Source organism: Nocardioides lacusdianchii (assembly GCF_020102855.1).
In the GTDB taxonomy this organism is placed as follows: Bacteria; Actinomycetota; Actinomycetes; order Propionibacteriales; family Nocardioidaceae; genus Nocardioides; species Nocardioides lacusdianchii.
On sequence record NZ_JADHZD010000020.1, the window covers coordinates 48963 to 67052 of the forward strand.

An 18090-nucleotide genomic window follows, 5' to 3' on the forward strand; every position below is an offset into this window, starting at 1 on the left:
GCCGGTGACCGAGGCACCTCATCTGGTCGTCGTCGAGGCGGCCGAAGAGGTCTGGCGCGTCGGCTTCAAGCCGGAGCCCTGGGCCTGGTCGGGTTGGGAATGGGCCGGTGCCGATGGCCGGTTCCACGGCCGCTGGGACGACCGGCAGGGCAACTTCCGCACCATCTACGCCGGCTCCACTCTCCTGGCTTGCCTGCTCGAGGTCCTCGCAGGCTTCCGGACGGACCCGACGCTCGCGCTCGAACTCGACGACATTGACGAGGACGACGAGGACGCCGCGATGCACCCGACCACCCGGGCCGGCGAGATCTCCTACTCGTGGCTGGAGCCCCGCTCAGCTGCGAGCGCCACGCTGACCGGCCGCTTCTGTGCCGTCACGGCGGCCGAGTCCATCGCCACACTGCGGCCGCAGTTCGTCGCCCTCGCCCACCTGCTGAACTTGCACGACTTCGACGCAGCGGCGCTAAAGGACGGGCGCCCCAGGGCACTCACCCAGTCGGTGGCCACCTACCTGCACGCCACCACCGAGCTCGACGGGGTCACCTTCGCCTCCCGGCACGGAGACGACCTCGCTCTGTGGGCCGTGTTCGAGCGAGCCGAGGACTCCGCGATCAGCCGAACCCTCACCGCGATCGAGCACCACGCGCTCTCCCCCGAACACCCAGACGTTCAAGAGGCTCTCCGGATCCTTGGCCTCACCTGGTCGACCCACTGAGCTGCCCAGCTGACGCAGCCGTTCCACACCCGCGCAAGGGGCCGGCGTGCCACGATTCACCCGTGGGATTCTTCAAGCGCAGTGAGGCCGTCAAAGCCAAGAAGGTCGGGGCCCATGCCCGCTACGTCGATGAGGACATCCAGCGCGTCGACCTCAAAGTCACCAGCCCCGAGGGCGAGACGGTGACCATCGATCTAAGCCTCGACCAGACCCGCCAACTCGTCATCGACCTGACCAACGCCTACGGAGCCTGTCGGCCGGCGCTGCTGGACCAGAAGCAGGTCGACCGGGTCACCTCGTACTTCGGGATGCGCTGATGACCCGCTACGAGTACGACGAGGAGGCAAGCGCGGCGTGGCACATGGACGTCGTGCACGAGGTCGATGACTCCCCCGCACCGGTCTCTCGGTGGGTGGACGCGATGCGTCGCCTCAACACGATCAACGACCCGCTCGCCCGCAAGCTGCTGGCGCTGCACCGCGACTGCGGATCCGGCTCGGGAGTCTGCGACGACGGCCACGACGATGCCGACCCGATAGCTCGCCGCGCCGGCTGGGGTTGTGAGACAACCGAGATCATCGCCTCTCACTTCGACATCGAGTACCCGCAAGGCTCGTCGAGCGATCGCCCGTGAGCTCGCACGACTCAAACGGCCGGCTCGTTGACCTCATCCGGGCCGGCCTGAGCCGAGCCGACGAGCTCGGCCGAGCACGGGTGCCGCTCAAGCTCTACCGCCCCGAGGACCAGGAGGAACTCCTCACGCTCCTCCACGCTTACCTGTGGGACACCGCAGCGCCCTACAACGACGAATGGCATCGCTCCCCCGGCAACATCATGACCCTGTGGGCCGAGCTGCTCGAGATCGGCAAGGAGACCCGCGAACGGCTCATCCCGCTGCGCACTGACCTTGTCAAGGCCCTCACGGAGCGGGGCCTGGGCTATCGGACGCATCCACGGTCTGTGCCGGTGCTCGTGCGCGAGTACAGCGGCCCGATCGAGACCCCAGTCCACCCGGGCGACCCACGCGAGACCTCGAGCACGATCGCCGTCGGAGCCTGGGGAGCCGGTTACGGCGACGCGGCCACGAACCGCATCGTCGAACTGGCCGCCGAGGCCGTGGTCCAGCACCACTACGAAGCGGCCGGTTGGACAGTCACCCGCGTCGCACACCTCAGGTGCGGCTGGGATCTAACCGCGACCCGCGACAGCGAGGAGCGCCACCTCGAGGTCAAGGGCGTGTCGAGCTCGATGCCCTCGATTCTGCTTACCCGCAACGAGCTGCGCAGCGCCGAGACCGACCCCGATTGGCTCTTGGCCGTGGTGACCAACGCGCTCACCGATCCGACGCTCCTCGAGTTTGATCGAGAGTCTGTGACCGCGGCCGCCGATCCGGCCGTTTACCGCGTCAACCTCGCTCAATGGCCTCAGCGATGGACGTGAGCGCTGACCCGCGCACCCAGGAGGCTTGGGCAGCGGCCAAGCAGTCGGTGTCCCTCGCGATGCCGACCGCTCGGGTGTGGAGACGCCTCCTCGCCGAGCTCGACCAGACCGAGCTCGTGCTGTACCTGGACGTCCTCACCGACGGCTCTCGGGACGTGTGCGTGGCCGTCACCTCTGAGCGCCTGCTGTCGTGGACGCTGATGACCGACCGATTCCGGAGGATGGTGCGCCGCAACGTTCAGGTCACGGAGCACACGCGGACGGTGAACGGCGTGCTGCGCCTTTCGGATGGGAGCTCTTCGACGCCGCTGCGTCTGGTGGGGCGGCCGGAACAACGCTCGGCTCTCTTGAGGGCACTGCGGCTGCCGGCGGACGCCCGGCCGATCAGCCCAGTCGTGCTCGACTTGAGTACGTCGCCCAAGACGAAGGCGGCCTACGCGGCCAGTCCCGTGCCCCCACCTGCGACCGGGCCCATCGCCGACGCCGTGCTCGGCTCGCTCGGATCGGCCAAGGCCCACTGTTTGGTCCAAGCCACTCAAGTCAGCCTCCATCCGTCATTGCCTGGCGGCGAGGTCATCGTCGTCGGGACCGGACAGAAGATCACGTTCGTCACCCTCGGAGCCGATGCGAAGTCTCGGTCGACCATGGGACTCGTTCGCGGCTCGCTCCGCTGGGATCTGCGAGGGAGCGAACTCACGCTGTTCTACGACCAGCCGGTCCGGTCCAACCTTGCCCGACTTCGTGGTGATCCTCGTGCCCTCGCCGCGGTCGTCGAACTTGTTGCTCGGTGGGCAGAACTCGATGCCGTCGTTGAGCGTCAACGGTCAGCTAAACAAGAGACGCGCCGCGTCACCGGAGCGGACGGAGTCCCCTCGATCCCGGTCGTGCGCCGTACCGGCCTGCTGGGTCGCAAACGGGTAGCCCCGATCGGCAACTGGAAACAGGCAGAGGCCGCTGCGTGCGCATGGCTGCGACACATGGGATTCAATGACGCAAAAGTGACCCCGACCGGCAAGGACGCGGGCGTCGACGTCGTCGCCCGCAAGCTCGTCGCCCAGGTCAAGTGGCAGCTCACCCCGGTGGGGCGGCCCCAACTCCAGCAACTCCAAGGCGCGGCGGCACAGGCACGGAAGAAGGGGGCGTTCTTCTCCCGGTCCGGCTACACCGCCGATGCCCGGGCATGGGCAGAGACAGCGGGCATTGCCGCGTTCGTCCTCCTCGACGACGGCTCGCTGGCACCCACAACCTCGGCCGCGAAGAAGATGATGCGCTGATGACACCACGAGTGGTCGCAGTTGACGTTGGGTCGGTCCGGAGCAACTTCGCTTGGGCCGCCGTCGACCTACCCGGCCGGCGACCCGTCGGCGAAGGTGGCAGCCACCCTGAGGGAGCGGCGCAAGCAGTCCTCGAAGCACTCGACTCCGGCGTGCCCGTGGCGCTCGGGTTCGAGGCTCCGTTGATGGTTCCGATCAGCCCGGTCGGGTCCGACGACGGGTGGAAGACCTTGGGGCAGGCGCGCCAGGGTGAGACCGTCGACGGTCGCTCACGGCCTTGGTCGGCCGGCGCCGGCAGCGGCGCCTTGGCCACCGGGCTGGTGCAGATGGCCTGGGTCCTCGAGCGCGTCGGGTTAGGGCAGCCCGCGCTGCGGTGCACGACCCGTCCTGAGTTGTGGCTGGCCGGCGACGCCGAGCTGTTCGTGTGGGAGGCCTTCGTTTCTGGAGCCGGGAAGCCGGTGCCGGCGGGGATCACCCAGCATGCGGCAGACGCGGCCGCTGCCGCGGACACCTTCGTTGAGCGCCTTGAACAGGGCTCGCTGAGCGCCTCGGACGTCGTGTGCGCGCCGGCGTCGTCGTTCAACCTGGCCGCTGCAGCGGCGGCGTACGCCGGGTTGGCGATCGCTAGGGGGTGTCAGATGGTCTGTGTAAGCGGTCGGTCTTGAAGGAGGACCAAGATGACCGCTGTGACCACCGAGAACGATGAGGCTGACGTGACGACGACAGGCACCGGCGAGCGGCCGAGCCGTGCTGCTGCTCGTCGCGTCGCGCGGGCTGAGATGCCGGGCTACAGGGCCGCTGCTGAGCTGGCCGAGTCCGGTGCCTTGGATGGGCTGTTCGCCCAGATCGACGCCGGCGAGATCGACCTGACCGGCGACGGCGGGTTCATCCCCGCGCTGATCAAGCACGCCCTCGAACGCGGCCTGGGTGCTGAGCTCACTGAGCACCTGGGGTACGAGAAGGGCGCCCCGAACGCGGCGGCGTTCGCGAACTCCCGCAACGGCACCACCCCGAAGACGGTCGCGACCCAGGTCGGGGACGTGAACCTCGCGGTGCCGCGGGACCGGGCCGGGACGTTCACCCCGCGGCTGGTCCCGAAGGGTCAGCGGCGACTCGGCGGGCTGGACGAGATGATCATCAGCCTCTATGCCGGCGGGATGACGGTGCGCGACATCGAGCACCACCTCGCGACCACGCTGGGCACCGAGCTGTCTCACGAGACGATCAGCAACATCACCGACGAGGTCCTCGAGGCGGTCGCGGAGTGGCAGGCCCGCCCGCTCGAAGCGCTCTACCCGGTGATCTACCTCGACGCGATCGTGGTCAAGGTCCGCGACGGCGCGCATGTGATCAACAAGGCCGCCCACATCGCTGTGGGCGTCGACATCGACGGCATCAAGCACGTGCTGGGTATCTGGGTGCAGACCCACGAAGGAGCGAAGTTCTGGGCCGGGGTCTGCGCCGACCTGGCCAACCGCGGCATCCGCGACGTGCTCATCGTGTGCTGCGACGGCCTCACCGGGCTGCCCGAGGCAATCGAGGCGACCTGGCCGAACGCGACGGTCCAGACGTGCGTGGTGCACCTGATCCGCGCTGCCATGCGCTTCGTGGGCTACGGCGACCGCAAGGCCGTCGCCGCGGCGTTGAAGCCGGTCTACACCGCGGCGAACGCTGAGGCCGCCCGCCGCGAGCTGGACGCGTTCGCCGACTCCAACTGGGGCAAGAAGTACCCCCATGCCGTGGCGACCTGGGAGGTGGCCTGGGAGCGGTTCACGCCGTTCCTGGCGTTCCCGCCCCAGCTACGCCGCGTCATCTACACCACCAACTCCATCGAGTCGCTGAACTACCAGCTGCGGAAGGTCACCAAAAACCGCGGACACTTCCCCAACGACGACGCCGTGGTGAAGCTGCTGTGGCTGGCCATCTGCAACATCGAGGACAAACGCGCCCGCGACCGGGAACGGGATCGGGGCAAGAAGGGCAGCGAGCGCAAGGCCCAGGGACGCCTCGTCGAGGGCCAGGTCGTCACGAACTGGAAGCAAGCCCTGGCCCAGCTCGCGATTGCCTACCCCGACCGCATCAACCCCCACCTGTAGAACCCACCCGAGAAAGTAAAGAGATCGACTGACTTACACAGAATTCTTGACACGCTCGATCGCTAGCAGCGAGCTGCGCGACCAGGTGCAGGTCTACCGCACGCGCCCTGCTCTCCTGTAGGTCACGGCCAGCCGTCAGCGCTGCCGCGTACTGCGCGCCCTTCTGGCCGAGTTTGCCTGACTGGGTCTGTGGATGAACGAACACAACAGCATTCGAGCCCGCCAAGATGAAGTCCATGAAGGAACACGACGTCCAGGCCGTGCTGGTCTCCTACCTCCTCGAACGCGGTTGGACCCCCACCATCGACAACCCCGACCACGTCGACATCCGAGCCACCCGCGGTGCCGAAACACTGATCATCGAAGTCAAAGGCACCACCTCTGACCCCTACACCGACACTGACACCCTTCTCGGGCAGATCCTGCGCCGGATGGGCGATCCAGCAGCCCGCTACGGCATCGCCCTGCCCGAGACCATGAGAGCGCAAGCAGGACGACTCCCGTCCCGCGTGCGACACCTACTGGACCTGACCGTCTACCTCATCGACGACCTCGGGCGCGTCTCGCTGCTTCAAGAGTGACCCAAACCGCGCGGCCGCTGTCGACGTCAGTTGGTCGCGCGGGTATGACGCGCTGCGCACGACCTCGAGCAGAACCGACGCCTCGCGGCCCCGACCAAGGGACAGAACACCGCACCGCACTGCCCGCACACCACCACCGCGCCTCTCCGAAGGCGACCCCGACGATTCGCCGCCCTCATGGCCTCTCGACCTTCCGGCGATACCCGTCGTACGACAGCCGAGGCGGCCGCCGGGGCTCTTGCAGCCAGGAGCGCGGGTTTCGAGTCCAACGAAGCACGCGCATTCTCGGCGATCAGCTCGCGTGTCTCGGACGCCACCAGGCCGCGACGTCGAGCCAGCCCATGAGCCTCCCGGTACTCACTCGCCGTGATCCCGTGCCCCTTCCACGCGTGCAAACCAAGGTGCGTGAACCGCCGCCCACACTCATGGCACAGCAACCCGCCAGCAGACTCATCGAGCACGCCAAACAGGCCCCACCCGTCGGCGTCGCCGACCTTCACCGCGTGCCTGCCCAACCCAACCCACACGTGACCACGACACCCGAACCTACGCCTAGACCTGCCAAGGAGGTCTGCATGCGGCAGGATTCAGAATGCAACCAGCGAACGGAGCGAGACCTAGTGGCGGACAACGACGCCATAATGACCGCCCTGAGTCAGTCCACCTGCCCGACCACCCCATCCGAAGCTCCACGGCTCAGCAACGGCAGAGAGGGACACTCGTGACGGTGACAAAGCCGGATGTTGAGGAGCAGCTCGTGAAGTCCCGGCAGCGTGTGAAGGCCCACGGCGAGGTCTTCACTCCTCGGCACATGGTCGAGCAAATGCTCGACCTGGTGCACGAAGACCTCGAAGCCGGCCCTGACTTCGTCGACAAGACCTTCCTTGAGCCGGCTGCAGGCGACGGAAACTTCCTGATCGCGATTCTCAGGCGCAAACTACGCGCGATCAAGAAGCAGCTCCCGCCCGAGTCGTGGCCCACGGAGTCGCTATTCGCACTCGCCTCGATCTACGGGATCGAACTCCTCGAGGACAACCACCAGGACGCCAGAGCGGTCATGCTCGCCGATTTTCACGGCTTCCACCAGCGCCACGGCACGCCCTGCGGCCCAGAGACGGACCTTCATCAAGCAGCGGCGTTCCTGATCGCGACGAACATCGTGCGTGGCAACACGCTGACCAGTCGAACGGCAGCCGGCGAGGACATCCAGTTCTCCTGGTGGCATCGAGTGGAGGGAAAGCCCGGCGAGGTGCAACGCGACCCCTTTACGCTCGCATCCCTGCGCGACGACGGAGGCTTTGACTTCACCGTCTACAACGCCTACACCGCGTGCCCGATCGAGAAGGTCCACGAACAAGAGAAGACCGATGGCTAGCCCAAAGATCAGCACGTTCCGCGAGATCACCCCGATCATCTACTCGTGGAAGACGCCGGACATCCCAAAGTACGACGGCTGGGAGAAGATCGGCTACACCGAGCAGGAATCTGCCGACGCGCGCATCGCGCAGCAGGCCTCGCAACTTTCAGTGGAGAAGCAGAAGGTGTGGTCTCGCCGGGCGATGTTCACCTCCGAGGCGGGCGGAAACTTCAGGGACACGGACTTCTTCGAGTACCTCAAGCAGCAAGGCGTGGAGCGCGAGACCAAGCCCAAGCGAACCGAGTGGCACCACCTTGAGCCTGCGCCGAAGACGTCGTTGGAGTACTTCAACGACTTCGCCGGCCAGGACTTCGACGCGGCACCGACGGGCGTCACGGAGGAGGACTACACCCTGCGACCCGAGCAGCAGGCAGCCGTCGACCAGGCCGTGACGGCGTTCAATGCCGGCAACGACGAGGTGTTGTGGAACGCGAAGCCGCGCTTCGGCAAGACGCTGACGACGTACGAGCTGATGCGGACCCTCGACGTGCGGCGTGTCCTCATCGTCACGAACCGCCCAGCGATCGCGAACTCGTGGTTCGACGACTACAAGCGTTTCATCGGCCACCAGACCACATTCCGGTTCGTCTCAGACTCTCCCTCACTCGCCGGCAAGCCCCTGACCCGCAAGCAGTGGCTCCACTACGTGAACAACCACGGGGATGAGGATCCGCGAATCGTGGAGTTCCTCTCGCTCCAGGACCTCAAGGGCTCGCAGTACTTCGGCGGCTCGTACGACAAGCTCAAGCACATCGCCGACTTCTCGTGGGACCTGCTGGTCATCGACGAGGCGCACGAGGGCATCGACACAACCAAGACCGACGTCGCCTTCGACCAGATCAAGCGCAAGAGGACCCTGCACCTGTCAGGCACCCCGTTCAAGGCGCTGGCTTCGGGCAAATTCGGCCCCGAGCAAATCTTCAACTGGACGTACGAGGACGAGCAGGTCGCCCGCCAGGACTGGAACGACGACAGCCAGGAGAACCCGTACGCGGCGCTTCCCACGCTCAACCTCCTGACCTACCAAATCTCCCGGATGATCACCGACCGTCTGGCCGAGGGCGTCGCCATCGCCGAAGAACAGGCGAACATCGACTACACGTTCGACCTGAGCGAGTTCTTCGCGACCAAAGACAACGGGTTCTTCGAGCACGAGGCCGAGGTCATCAAGTTCCTCGACTGCATGGCGACCAACGAGAAGTACCCGTTCTCAACGCCCGAACTGCGCGACGAGATCCGCCACTCCTTCTGGCTGCTCAACCGTGTGGCTTCCGCCAAGGCCCTGGAGAAGCTCCTCAGGAAGCACGAGGTCTTCAAGGACTACACGGTCATCCTCGCCGCCGGGGACGGAAAGAACGGCGACGACACCGACGTCGTCGCCGTCGGCAAGTCACTCGACAAGGTGCGCTCCGCCATCGCCGAGGCCGAGACCAACGGCAGCAAGACGATCACGCTGTCAGTAGGCCAGCTGACCACCGGCGTCACCGTGCCGGAGTGGACCGCGGTCATCATGCTGTCCAACCTGTCGTCGCCGGCCCAATACATGCAGGCGGCGTTCCGGTCTCAGAACCCGTGCACCTTCGAGCGCGGCGGGCACGTCTACCAGAAGCAGAACGCCTACATCTTCGACTTCGCGCCCGAGCGCACGCTCACGATCTTCGACGCCTTCGCCAACAACCTGCACCCCAACCCGTCGGGCGACCCGCAGGTGCGGCGCGAGAACATCCGGACGCTGCTCAACTTCTTCCCCGTGCTCGGTGAGGACGCCGAGGGCCGGATGATCGAACTCGACGCCTCCCAGGTGCTGACCTTCCCACAGGCGTTCAAAGCCCGCGAGGTCGTACGCCGCGGCTTCCTGTCCAACCTCCTGTTCGCCAACGTCGCCGGCATCTTCCGCTACTCCGAACACGTCAAGGAGATACTCGACAAGCTGCCCACGGCGAAACAGGGCAAGACCAAACACGGCGAACCCATCGAAATCCCCGTGCCGCCACCCATCACCGACAAGGACGGCAACGTCCAGGTCGACGTCGAGACCGTCATCAACCCCAAGGTCGCCGAACTCGGCAAGCCCGTGTGGAGCATCGAGGACATCCCCCCGGCCGAACCCGACGCCCCGGTCGCCGCCACGGCAACCGCAATCGCCAAGGCGGTGACCGAGCAGTCCCGCTCCAAGCGCGAGGAGCTCGGGGAGCAGTACGGACTCACCAAGGCGCAAATCGAGCGCGACGAGAAGCGCACCGAGCAGGTCATCAAGGACCAGGTCGAGCGCGCCTACACCGAGCACAACATCGCAAGCAAGCACCTCGAGGACGAGCTGAAGGCCGCCGCCACCGAGGCCGATGCTGACGCCGCGCAAGACAAGAAGGCCGAGCAGGACAAGGCATTCCAGGAGAACATCCTCGCCATCGTGAGCCGAACGATGGAGGAGATCGTGCCCGAGGTCGTCACCCGCGAGGAGACCAAGAAGGAGCAGAAGCGCGCGGACAAGACGATGGACGACGCGCGATCCCACCTTCGCGGCTTCGCCCGAACGATCCCGATGTTCCTGATGGCCTACGGAGACCGCAACGTCCGGCTGTCGAACTTCGACGACTACACGCCCGACGACGTGTTCGAGGAGATCACCGGTATCACGGAGGCCGAGTTCCGCCTCCTACGCGACGGCCAGGAGGTCACCGAGGAGAACGGCACCGTCACGCAGATCCCCGGCATGTTCGACGAGGCGGTCTTCGACCAGGCCGTCCAAGAGTTCCTAGACAAGAAGGAAGCGCTCGCCGACTACTTCGACGACGCACAGACCGAGAACATCTTCGCCTACATCCCGCAACAGAAGACGTCTCTCGTATTCACGCCCCAGCCGGTCGTGAGAATGATGGTCGACTCGCTCGAGGACGCGAACCCCGGCATCTTCAGCGACCCAGACAAGACCTTCGCAGACCTGTTCTCGACAGCCGGACTGTTCCTCATGGAGCTCGTGCGGCGCCTCGACACCGGCCTAGCAACCGCCATCCCTGACCAGGATGACCGTCTGCGACACATCCTCACCTCGATGCTCTTCGAGATGAGCCACAACCAGATCCTGCACCGCATCACCATCGAAGCCGTCTCCGGCGGCGTCCCCGAACGCAGGACCTGGATCAAGGACTCCGGTCACTTCAAGGTGGGCAACCTCGCCAAGATGAGCGCAGCGGAACGGCAGACGGTCGTCGACGAGATGCTGGGAGATAGCTGACATGACGAAGAAGTTCGATGTTGTGATCGGCAACCCCCCCTATCAGGAGGAGGCACAGGGCGGAGGCACACGCGACACCCCCATCTACCACCAGTTCATGGACGCCGCCTATGAGGTCGGCACCAAGGTCGTGCTCATCACGCCAGCACGCTTCCTGTTCAACGCAGGCTTCACGCCCAAGGCGTGGAACGAAAAGATGCTGGCCGACGCGCACCTGAGCGTGGCCCATTACGAACCCGACTCAAACCGGCTGTTTCCCAGCCTCACGGATCCCATCAAGGGCGGCATCGCCGTCACATACCGCGACTCCGAGCGCCAGCTCGGCCCCATCGGCTTCTTCGCCAAGCATCCCGAGCTCAACACGATTCTGCACAAGGTCCAGGAGTCGGGGGACGCCTTCATCGAGACCCTCGGCATCACGAGCTCACGCTCATACCGCTACACAAAGAAGTTGTACGAGGACCATCCTGAGGCACTCGCACTGCGTCCCGAAGGCAACACAGCGCTGGTCAACACCAACGCCTTCGAGCAATTCTCGTTCCTCTATCACGACGAGAAGCCGAGCGATGACAACGAGTACGTGCGACTCGTCGGAGTGATCAAGAACAGGCGCGCGTCCCGCTGGCTTCGCAGCGAGTACCTCACTGGCCCCGAAAGCTTCGGCAGGTACAAGGTGTCGGTCCCGGCGGCCAACGGGTCGGGATCGACCACCGACTTCTTCGGCGTCCCGCTGAACAATCCGACCATCCTGGAGCCAGGGGTCGCGGTCACACAGACGTTCATCACCATCGGCTCGTTCAATGCCGAAGCCGAGGCACGGGCGTGCCTCAAGTACCTCAAATCCAAGTTCGCCAGAACGATGCTCGGCGTCCTCAAGATCACGCAACACAACCCGCGAAGTACCTGGCAGTACGTTCCGGCACAGAACTTCACTAGCGCATCGGACATCGACTGGACCAAGACGATCCCCGAGATCGATGCCCAGCTCTACGCCAAGTACGGCCTCGACGACGACGAGATCGCCTTCATCGAATCCCACGTCAAGCCGATGGACTGAACAGACGACTGAGTAGCCAATGGCGGCCCCTGGCGCTGCTCAAGCAGCACGGGTGCGGGCGGGTGCGAGATGCTCACGCTGTCCCGGTCGGTGGTTCGCCCATCCAGGCCTCGGGGTCCTCGAGCGCGGGGAACATCTCCTCGCTCCCTGCGGCACGCTGCATCGCCCGGGTCACTGACATGCGTGAGATGCCCAGCTGTTGAGCGATGTACTCCAAACTCCGCGCGTCGTGATTGCGCATGAACCGGAACGCCGACCCCCGCAAGGCCGCATTGACCTTCGTCCGGCGGGCGAGCTCGTCCTGAAGAACAGTCGTCAGCTGCATGACGCCCTCAGGGCCGCCGTACCGCGCAGCCCAACCAGGTGCCGCCTCCATCGCGTGTTGGAAGAACACGTCCGGGTCATCCAGCACCTGGGCGACCACGTCGGCGGACACGGCGGTGACATCGGTGGGCTTCACGTCCGTCACTGTAACCCCCCCGGTGCGCTCGTTATGGTGGTGAAGTCCAGGACCGCTTGGGTCTCCAGCGGCCGGTTCGACCACACCACCTCCACGGTGTGGGCCTGGCTTCCCGAACGCCCGTTGGAGGTGCGGCGCAGCACCTTGCGTTCCGTGCGGAACCAGTCGCCGTACAACTCCTCATACAGCTCACTGGCGTAGCCGGACAGCAACACCGTCGAGGAGCTGGCCCGCAAGACTGCTGCCAGGCGTCGGTGGTCGTCCTCGGAGGCGAACTCGTGGACGTAGTCGCCCGAGGGTCGCTTGGTCATCGTCGTTCTCGTCGAGCTCAGGTAGGGCGGATCGGCATAGATCACCCCATCGGGCACCGAGTACCGCTCGATCATCTCCAGTGCGTCCATCGACTCCAACGTCACGTGCGCGAGCCGTTGGGCCGCAACCTCGAACCGGTCGATCCGGTTCAGCACCGAGCGGGCATTGTTCGATCCACGCTTGATGCTCGTCGCCCAGCCGGTGCGGATGCTGGCGGTGTGGGAGAAGGACTGATTCGTCCGAACCCACCAACGCCGTGCCCGCTCCAGATCCGACAAGCCGTCCTCGTCGAGGTCGGCGCGCGCGAACTCTTCTCGCGAGTACGGCGAGAGCCGACACACCCGCTCAAGCTCGGCCGGCTGATCGCGCAGCACCCGATAGAACGCCACCGCGTTGCCGTCGATGTCATTGAGCACCTCGTGAACCGAGGGGGTCTTGGCCAACAACACCGCGGCGCTACCAGCGAACGGCTCGACATAGACCCGATGCTCCGGCATCAGCGACACCAGCCACGACGCGATCCGGCCCTTGCCGCCGTGATAGGGCACCAACGGTGTGATCGGAACACCACGGACGTGAGCGGGCGCAGGCGAGCTGCTCACCGGGGCGCTCGCTGGCTCGTTGATGATCTAGAGCGTGGCCAGCACACATCCAGCCGACTACCGCTCCCCGGGCCGCCATCGGCTTCCCCGGCCAGGCCGGGCTTGAGCTCCGAGCCCAGTGGCGGCTTCCGGTCACTGGCCACGCAATGCGGGCATACGTGCTCGGTGCATGTGATCTCCCAACCGGCGCCCGTCGCTGCGCGATCGGCCAGCGAGGGGGTCCACCACCCGGTGCCCTCGGGTGCTGCGTGCCCGCATCGGTCACACAGCACCACGTAGAAGACGTTCTCCCGGTAGCACATCAGCCATGCCCTCCATCCGCGTGGGAGTCCGGCACCCAGGAGCCGTTCGACGCGACCCGGACCATCTCGTGGTCCTGGCACATGGGCGATCCCCGGACGGCGCGGCGACCACACCCCGGCAGGTCACACATCACACCGAGCTGGGCCTGCTCGCGGTCGAACGTCTCCCGAGCCGCAGGAGAGGCCACCGGAGCAGCAGCCGGGGGCGGGGTCAGGGGGTGAGTGCTCATCACGCCGCCACCTCCTCACCATGCAGCACGGCTCGCAGACGCCCGCCGATCCACCAGCCAACTTGTGGTGAGACGGCGTTGCCGTAGCCGTCGACGCGTTCACGGGCCGAACCCCACACCTGGAAGGTCCCCTGGTAGTCGGCGAAGTCCACGTCGAAGCCACACCCGCGACCGATCTCGTGATCGAACATCATCCGGAAGTAGCAGTCCTCGAGCGTGACCTCAGCCAAGGCCTCTCGCCAAGCAGCACTCAGCACCGCGGTCGTGTCACGAGAAGTCAGCGTGCCGAATGGGTCCAGCACCGGGTGCGGAGCGGTCTCGGTCCCGGTAGACCCGTTCTGCTTGTACCAACCCGAGAAGAGCAGCGACTGGGTCGGCTCGGCGGTCACCGTCCCCAGCGGATCCGAAACCGGATGCGCCCGGTACTTCGCTTCGGCGACCGCGCCGTTGTTCTTGATCGTCCCGGCCGCGGTCAGCAAGCCAGGGATCTGGTCGGCAGTCACGGTCGCCATCGGCTCGGTGTGCCCTGCGGGGGTGGTGTGGCGTCGGTAGGGCAAGACGCCGGTCGACAGCAACGCCAGTGTCTCCGAACCACCCTGAGTCGGCAGCGCCTCGTCAACGCCTCGAGCAGCTCCCTGGAAGTTGTGCACGGCCATCGCGATCGGCGGGGCGATCAGCCCGGTGCCGTTGGTGGTGGTCTGTGAAGGCAGCCGAGAAGCGAAGCCGCGCACTCGGCACTGAGAACCGGTGCGCTCGAAGGTGTTGCCGGCAGCAGCCATCAAGGCTCCGGTCGAGACCAGGGCGGTCTCCTGCTGGCTGGTCTGCGTCGCCAAGGGCTGCCAGGGGTGCCGCTCGGAGCCACGCTGTGACTTCGCCGGCATCAACACCGCAGGGAACTCAGCGAACCGCTGACGACACCGCTCCGCCCGCGCCATGGTGGCCGCAGCCAGGGGCCTCTTCCGGTCCCCGATCTTGGTCCCCAGGTTGGACAGGTCCAGCGCATCCAGACTCGGAGTGAAGGGTGGAATCACCTCCCGCCGGCAAGCCGGGCACCGGTAGTTGTACTGCTTGCCGTAGCGCACCGACCCAGTCGGCGGCACTCCGGTCTTCCAGGACCACACCGCTGGCACGATCTCCTCACAGCGGCCGCACCATGACTCGGGTCGATGCGCCAGGTCCGGGGTGGGGAGCTTGGAGTCCCAAAACACCCAGTAGCCGCGATCACGGCTCTGCCCCACATCGAAGAACATTGAGTTCAGGTAGAGCACCTTGTGCTTGTAGCCCAACACCTCGAACTGCTTGAGCCACCACCGGTAGGTCGACCCGTCCCCCACCCTCCGCTTGCCCGGAACCAGCGAGCCCCACGAGTACAGCTCGGTGGTGCACTCCACCAAGATCAACAGCGGATGATGCTCAGCTGCGTAGTGCAGGACGCAGTTGGCCGTGGCCCGATCACGCTCGGACCTGGTCACGCGTGCCTCGTACTCGGGGTCGTCCATGTCGAACAAGCTCAAGCCCTGCTCGTAGGCCTTCATGGTGTTGGCCGGAGAGTGATTCACGCAGCTCACGCCGGCCGCGAGCAGATCCACCGGCGGCAGCTCGCGTACGGAGTGGTAGTCGCTGGACTCAGGGTCGACCAGATCAGCGACCCAATGCTCCACATGGGGATGGTTCGCCTCGTGCACCTTGACCTTGTACTCGTTGTGGTTGGCCGCCACGATCGCGGTGAAGCCTGCCCGCTCGATGCCTTGGGTCAAACCACCGAACCCCGAGAACAAGTCACCAGCGATGTACTCGTCGTGACGGTTGCGCCGCCGCCGGGCCGCAGGACGATGCCGGGCACTCATGAGCCCTGCTCCCCCGCTGCCACGGCCTCGCCGGCCGGGGCGATGACCTCGCCGGCATCAGCGCCGGCAGCGACCAACGACCAGTACGGCGCCGGGTCGGGCTCGGCCGCGCCGTGGCGACACGTGCACGTCCTTGAACACATCGGACGTCCCTGATCCTCACAATCCGCCGGACGATGTCCCGCCCCACGGCACCTCTCACACGTGCTCATCAGCTGCTCCTTCACCTAACGGATGCGACCCACCACGACTGTAACCCCCCCGGTTACAAAATGTAACCCCCCCGGTTACATCGACGTGTGATTGTCCATCAAGTGCGGCGATCATCGTCGTCGTCTTCAGGGACACGAGGCCCACATCCCTAGGCGCTGATCACGAGCTCGCTGCTCAGCACGCCGGTAGGTGCCCGTGCGCGACAGTGACGAGCCGCTCTCCAAGACACCGGCAGCGCCAGCTCGGATCTGTGCGCGGCCGACGTCGTCGCCGTCGCGTTGGAGATAGCGCAGCCACCTGCCATAGACGTCCACCAGGTCCTGGCTCGGATCGCTCACGATCCTCACCCGGGTGCCCGAAGGAAGTAGCCGGCCCAACGCTGCGTTCGCCTCGGACCCGAAGCACTCCCCTGCCTTGCCGGGGTGCGCGATCTCGGGAGCATCCACACCGAGTAGGCGCACTCGAACGATGCCCTGTTTGGCCACGTCAACATCGACGGTGTCTCCGTCCAGCACTCGTTCCACGACCCCCGTGGTGCTCTGCGGTCGCTGCGCCTGGGCAGCGGCCCCGTTCGAACCCGCGGTACCGAACAGGCCCCGCACACTGATCAGCAACACCACGGCCAACACCAGCAGCGAGATCACGCGCACCGGACGCGACGCGATCATGGCTGGACACTCCCCGTCGAGGTGGCCTGGTGGGAGCCGAAGGCTGGCGACGTCAAGGCGGCAGGTCTCGACGAGGCGTGGCCGGCGACCTCAGGTGGCAGGAGCGCCGGGCGACGCTCCAGGGTCTCCAACGGTTCACCGCGACGGCGCAGCTCGGCGAAAGGGCCCTCTTGGTCACGACGCGCCTCCTGCGCTCGGGCCTCTCGCTCCTGCTCGGCCGGCGTCCTGCCAGCCGATCGGCGCAGGTGATCGTCCTCGAGGAGTTCGAGCAGGTCGGCCGGCTCGTGATCGAGTACGGCCGAGAGCGCCTGCTCGTGCAGGGCGAGGCGCTCGGCGTTGAGGGCCGCGTACGTCTGCTCCCAGTCCGGCAGCACACCGCTGGCGTCGAAGGCCTCCAGCTCGCGAATGTAGGCCTCCTGGCGGGGGGTGAGCGGCCGTCCGGCGACGATCGGGCCACACCCGACCGCTTGTGCAGTTGCTGCGAAGCGCGGGTAGGTCCTGCGGTGCTCGAGTAGCCGCTGCCGGAGCTCGACGAGCTCCGCACGAACCCTGTCAGGCACCTCCCTGGCGATCGCCGCGATATCCGGCCATGCGATGACCTCTCGTGGATAGTGCCATGAGTCGGAGCCCCCGAACCCCAGACCGAGCCCGTCCGTCGTGGCCACGATCCGCTCCCCCGTCTCGTGGTCTTGGTAGTGCGTTCCTGCCCAGCCGGAGTCGCGCACGCGGGAAACGTTCGACGGATCGAGGAGAAGTGACGTCATCGCCCAGGTGGACCACCTTCGCAGCAGCTCGTGCTGACGACGCCGGCTAGTGACGACGGACGGCTGACCACTCACAACCGAGCCCCAGGTTCGGAGGACCGACTCGGGCCAGTCGACTCAGACCGATCGCCCACCTGGGCTTGAACGATCGGTGGCAGCAGCGGCGGCCGAGCAATCCGGGCCCCGGTCGCTGCCGACGACCGGTCTCCGCGGTCCGACCCGGACTCGTTGCCGGGCACTACGCCACCTGGGTGCCGGCGGGACCGGCCGCGCCGCCGGCGTCCCCCGCGACGGAGGTGCTGTCGGTGTCCGCGTCGACCTGGCGCAGCCGTCGTACTGTCGCGGTGTCCAGTCCCGTCAGCTGCACGATTTCCTTGACGGCGAGCTTCTCGGTGACGAGCCGCTCGATCGCGGCCGCGGCCGCGATCTCCGCGTCCTTGATCGCCCGCTCAGCCGCGGCCCGGTCCTCCCAAGCAACCTCGACATCGACCGACGCTTCGTCGATGCGCCGCTCCCGCGCCACCTGATCGGGATCGAGCTCGAGCCTGCGCTCCCGCGCTGCCTTCAGCCGGGCATCCCGCGCACGATCACGACCCGCCTGCGCTTGTGACGTCGCCACCACAACCACCACTTCCCTTCGCTCATCTCGTCGCGACCCACTGCCGCGACCCATCACCCCTCACAAGCAACCCCGCACCACACCGATCGGACATCGCACGACCCACCAGAATCTCGCCGCCCAATGACGACGTGTCGAGATGCACGAAGGATTGATGGCCCGCCCGCGGGAGACCTTGACGAGATCGGCCATTTGCGTGGTTGCCGTCAAGGTAGGCCGGTCCGGACACGAGCTCTCCCCGCAGAGCGCCCCGTCACC

Annotated in this window: 17 protein-coding genes; 11 read left to right on the forward strand and 6 right to left on the reverse strand. The window is 66.2% G+C overall.

Annotated features, from left to right (window positions below; genetic code table 11):
* Positions 1–4: 4 nt before the first annotated feature.
* The 11 genes from IRX98_RS19945 to IRX98_RS19995 all read left to right on the forward strand — a co-directional run bounded on the left by IRX98_RS19945 (position 5) and on the right by IRX98_RS19995 (position 11815).
* Positions 5–715, forward strand: a complete 711-nt coding sequence (locus tag IRX98_RS19945; protein ID WP_224279763.1) for an RES domain-containing protein — start codon at positions 5–7, stop codon at positions 713–715.
* Positions 716–777: 62 nt separating this feature from the next.
* Positions 778–1032 carry a hypothetical protein gene (locus IRX98_RS19950; protein ID WP_224279766.1) on the forward strand — a complete coding sequence of 85 codons (255 nt, stop codon included), beginning with the start codon at positions 778–780 and terminating at the stop codon, positions 1030–1032.
* Positions 1032–1349, forward strand: coding sequence for a hypothetical protein (locus tag IRX98_RS19955; protein ID WP_224279767.1), 318 nt, complete (start codon positions 1032–1034; stop codon positions 1347–1349). Before IRX98_RS19950 ends, IRX98_RS19955 begins: the two co-directional genes overlap by 1 nt.
* Positions 1346–2155, forward strand: coding sequence for a protein NO VEIN domain-containing protein (locus tag IRX98_RS19960; RefSeq protein WP_224279768.1), 810 nt, complete (start codon positions 1346–1348; stop codon positions 2153–2155). The genes IRX98_RS19955 and IRX98_RS19960 overlap by 4 nt, the downstream gene beginning before the upstream one ends.
* Positions 2134–3429 carry a restriction endonuclease gene (locus IRX98_RS19965; protein ID WP_224279769.1) on the forward strand — a complete coding sequence of 432 codons (1296 nt, stop codon included), beginning with the start codon at positions 2134–2136 and terminating at the stop codon, positions 3427–3429. The genes IRX98_RS19960 and IRX98_RS19965 overlap by 22 nt, the downstream gene beginning before the upstream one ends.
* Positions 3430–3614: 185 nt before the next feature.
* Positions 3615–4094: a hypothetical protein gene (locus IRX98_RS19970; protein ID WP_224279770.1), complete on the forward strand. Its 480-nt coding sequence runs from the start codon at positions 3615–3617 to the stop codon at positions 4092–4094.
* 114 nt (positions 4095–4208) lie between these two features.
* On the forward strand, positions 4209–5525 hold the full coding sequence (locus tag IRX98_RS19975; protein WP_224279789.1) for an IS256 family transposase: 1317 nt from the start codon (positions 4209–4211) through the stop codon (positions 5523–5525).
* A gap of 236 nt (positions 5526–5761) precedes the next feature.
* On the forward strand, positions 5762–6106 hold the full coding sequence (locus IRX98_RS19980) for a hypothetical protein (protein ID WP_224279771.1): 345 nt from the start codon (positions 5762–5764) through the stop codon (positions 6104–6106).
* 757 nt (positions 6107–6863) lie between these two features.
* Entirely contained in the window at positions 6864–7481 is a 618-nt protein-coding gene (locus tag IRX98_RS19985; RefSeq protein ID WP_224279772.1) for a DNA methyltransferase family protein, read from the forward strand.
* Positions 7474–10758 (forward strand): DEAD/DEAH box helicase, encoded by a 3285-nt coding sequence (locus IRX98_RS19990; protein WP_224279774.1) that lies wholly within the window; start codon positions 7474–7476, stop codon positions 10756–10758. Before IRX98_RS19985 ends, IRX98_RS19990 begins: the two co-directional genes overlap by 8 nt.
* 1 nt (position 10759) lies before the next feature.
* Complete coding sequence (locus IRX98_RS19995; protein WP_235746021.1) at positions 10760–11815, forward strand: Eco57I restriction-modification methylase domain-containing protein; 1056 nt, start codon at positions 10760–10762, stop codon at positions 11813–11815.
* A gap of 73 nt (positions 11816–11888) precedes the next feature.
* On the opposite strand, the gene IRX98_RS20000 is transcribed toward IRX98_RS19995, so the two are convergent.
* The 6 genes from IRX98_RS20000 to IRX98_RS20025 all read right to left on the reverse strand — a co-directional run bounded on the left by IRX98_RS20000 (position 11889) and on the right by IRX98_RS20025 (position 17844).
* A complete protein-coding gene (locus IRX98_RS20000) occupies positions 11889–12275 on the reverse strand; it encodes a hypothetical protein (RefSeq protein ID WP_224279776.1) in 387 nt (128 codons plus the stop codon).
* 5 nt (positions 12276–12280) lie between these two features.
* The gene (locus IRX98_RS20005) at positions 12281–13189 is read right to left on the reverse strand and encodes a DNA adenine methylase (protein WP_224279778.1); all 909 of its coding nucleotides are present in this window, start codon (positions 13187–13189) and stop codon (positions 12281–12283) included.
* Positions 13190–13720: 531 nt separating this feature from the next.
* The gene (locus IRX98_RS20010; protein WP_224279781.1) at positions 13721–15568 is read right to left on the reverse strand and encodes a DNA cytosine methyltransferase; all 1848 of its coding nucleotides are present in this window, start codon (positions 15566–15568) and stop codon (positions 13721–13723) included.
* Positions 15569–15906: 338 nt separating this feature from the next.
* Complete coding sequence (locus IRX98_RS20015) at positions 15907–16449, reverse strand: thermonuclease family protein (protein ID WP_224279783.1); 543 nt, start codon at positions 16447–16449, stop codon at positions 15907–15909.
* Positions 16446–17009 carry a hypothetical protein gene (locus IRX98_RS20020; protein ID WP_224279785.1) on the reverse strand — a complete coding sequence of 188 codons (564 nt, stop codon included), beginning with the start codon at positions 17007–17009 and terminating at the stop codon, positions 16446–16448. The genes IRX98_RS20015 and IRX98_RS20020 overlap by 4 nt, the downstream gene beginning before the upstream one ends.
* 442 nt (positions 17010–17451) lie before the next feature.
* Entirely contained in the window at positions 17452–17844 is a 393-nt protein-coding gene (locus IRX98_RS20025; protein WP_224279787.1) for a hypothetical protein, read from the reverse strand.
* Positions 17845–18090 lie beyond the last annotated feature (246 nt).

What these genes read in the sequence shown, in the direction of transcription:
- IRX98_RS19990 (WP_224279774.1), top strand. Translation starts at nt 7,474, where the DNA reads ATGGCTAGCCCAAAGATCAGCACGTTCCGCGAGATCACCCCGATCATC.
- IRX98_RS19980 (WP_224279771.1), top strand. Translation starts at nt 5,762, where the DNA reads ATGAAGGAACACGACGTCCAGGCCGTGCTGGTCTCCTACCTCCTCGAA.
- IRX98_RS20010 (WP_224279781.1), bottom strand. Translation starts at nt 15,568, where the DNA reads ATGAGTGCCCGGCATCGTCCTGCGGCCCGGCGGCGGCGCAACCGTCAC.
- IRX98_RS19965 (WP_224279769.1), top strand. Translation starts at nt 2,134, where the DNA reads ATGGCCTCAGCGATGGACGTGAGCGCTGACCCGCGCACCCAGGAGGCT.
- IRX98_RS19975 (WP_224279789.1), top strand. Translation starts at nt 4,209, where the DNA reads ATGCCGGGCTACAGGGCCGCTGCTGAGCTGGCCGAGTCCGGTGCCTTG.
- IRX98_RS19995 (WP_235746021.1), top strand. Translation starts at nt 10,760, where the DNA reads ATGACGAAGAAGTTCGATGTTGTGATCGGCAACCCCCCCTATCAGGAG.
- IRX98_RS20015 (WP_224279783.1), bottom strand. Translation starts at nt 16,449, where the DNA reads ATGATCGCGTCGCGTCCGGTGCGCGTGATCTCGCTGCTGGTGTTGGCC.
- IRX98_RS19970 (WP_224279770.1), top strand. Translation starts at nt 3,615, where the DNA reads ATGGTTCCGATCAGCCCGGTCGGGTCCGACGACGGGTGGAAGACCTTG.
- IRX98_RS19955 (WP_224279767.1), top strand. Translation starts at nt 1,032, where the DNA reads ATGACCCGCTACGAGTACGACGAGGAGGCAAGCGCGGCGTGGCACATG.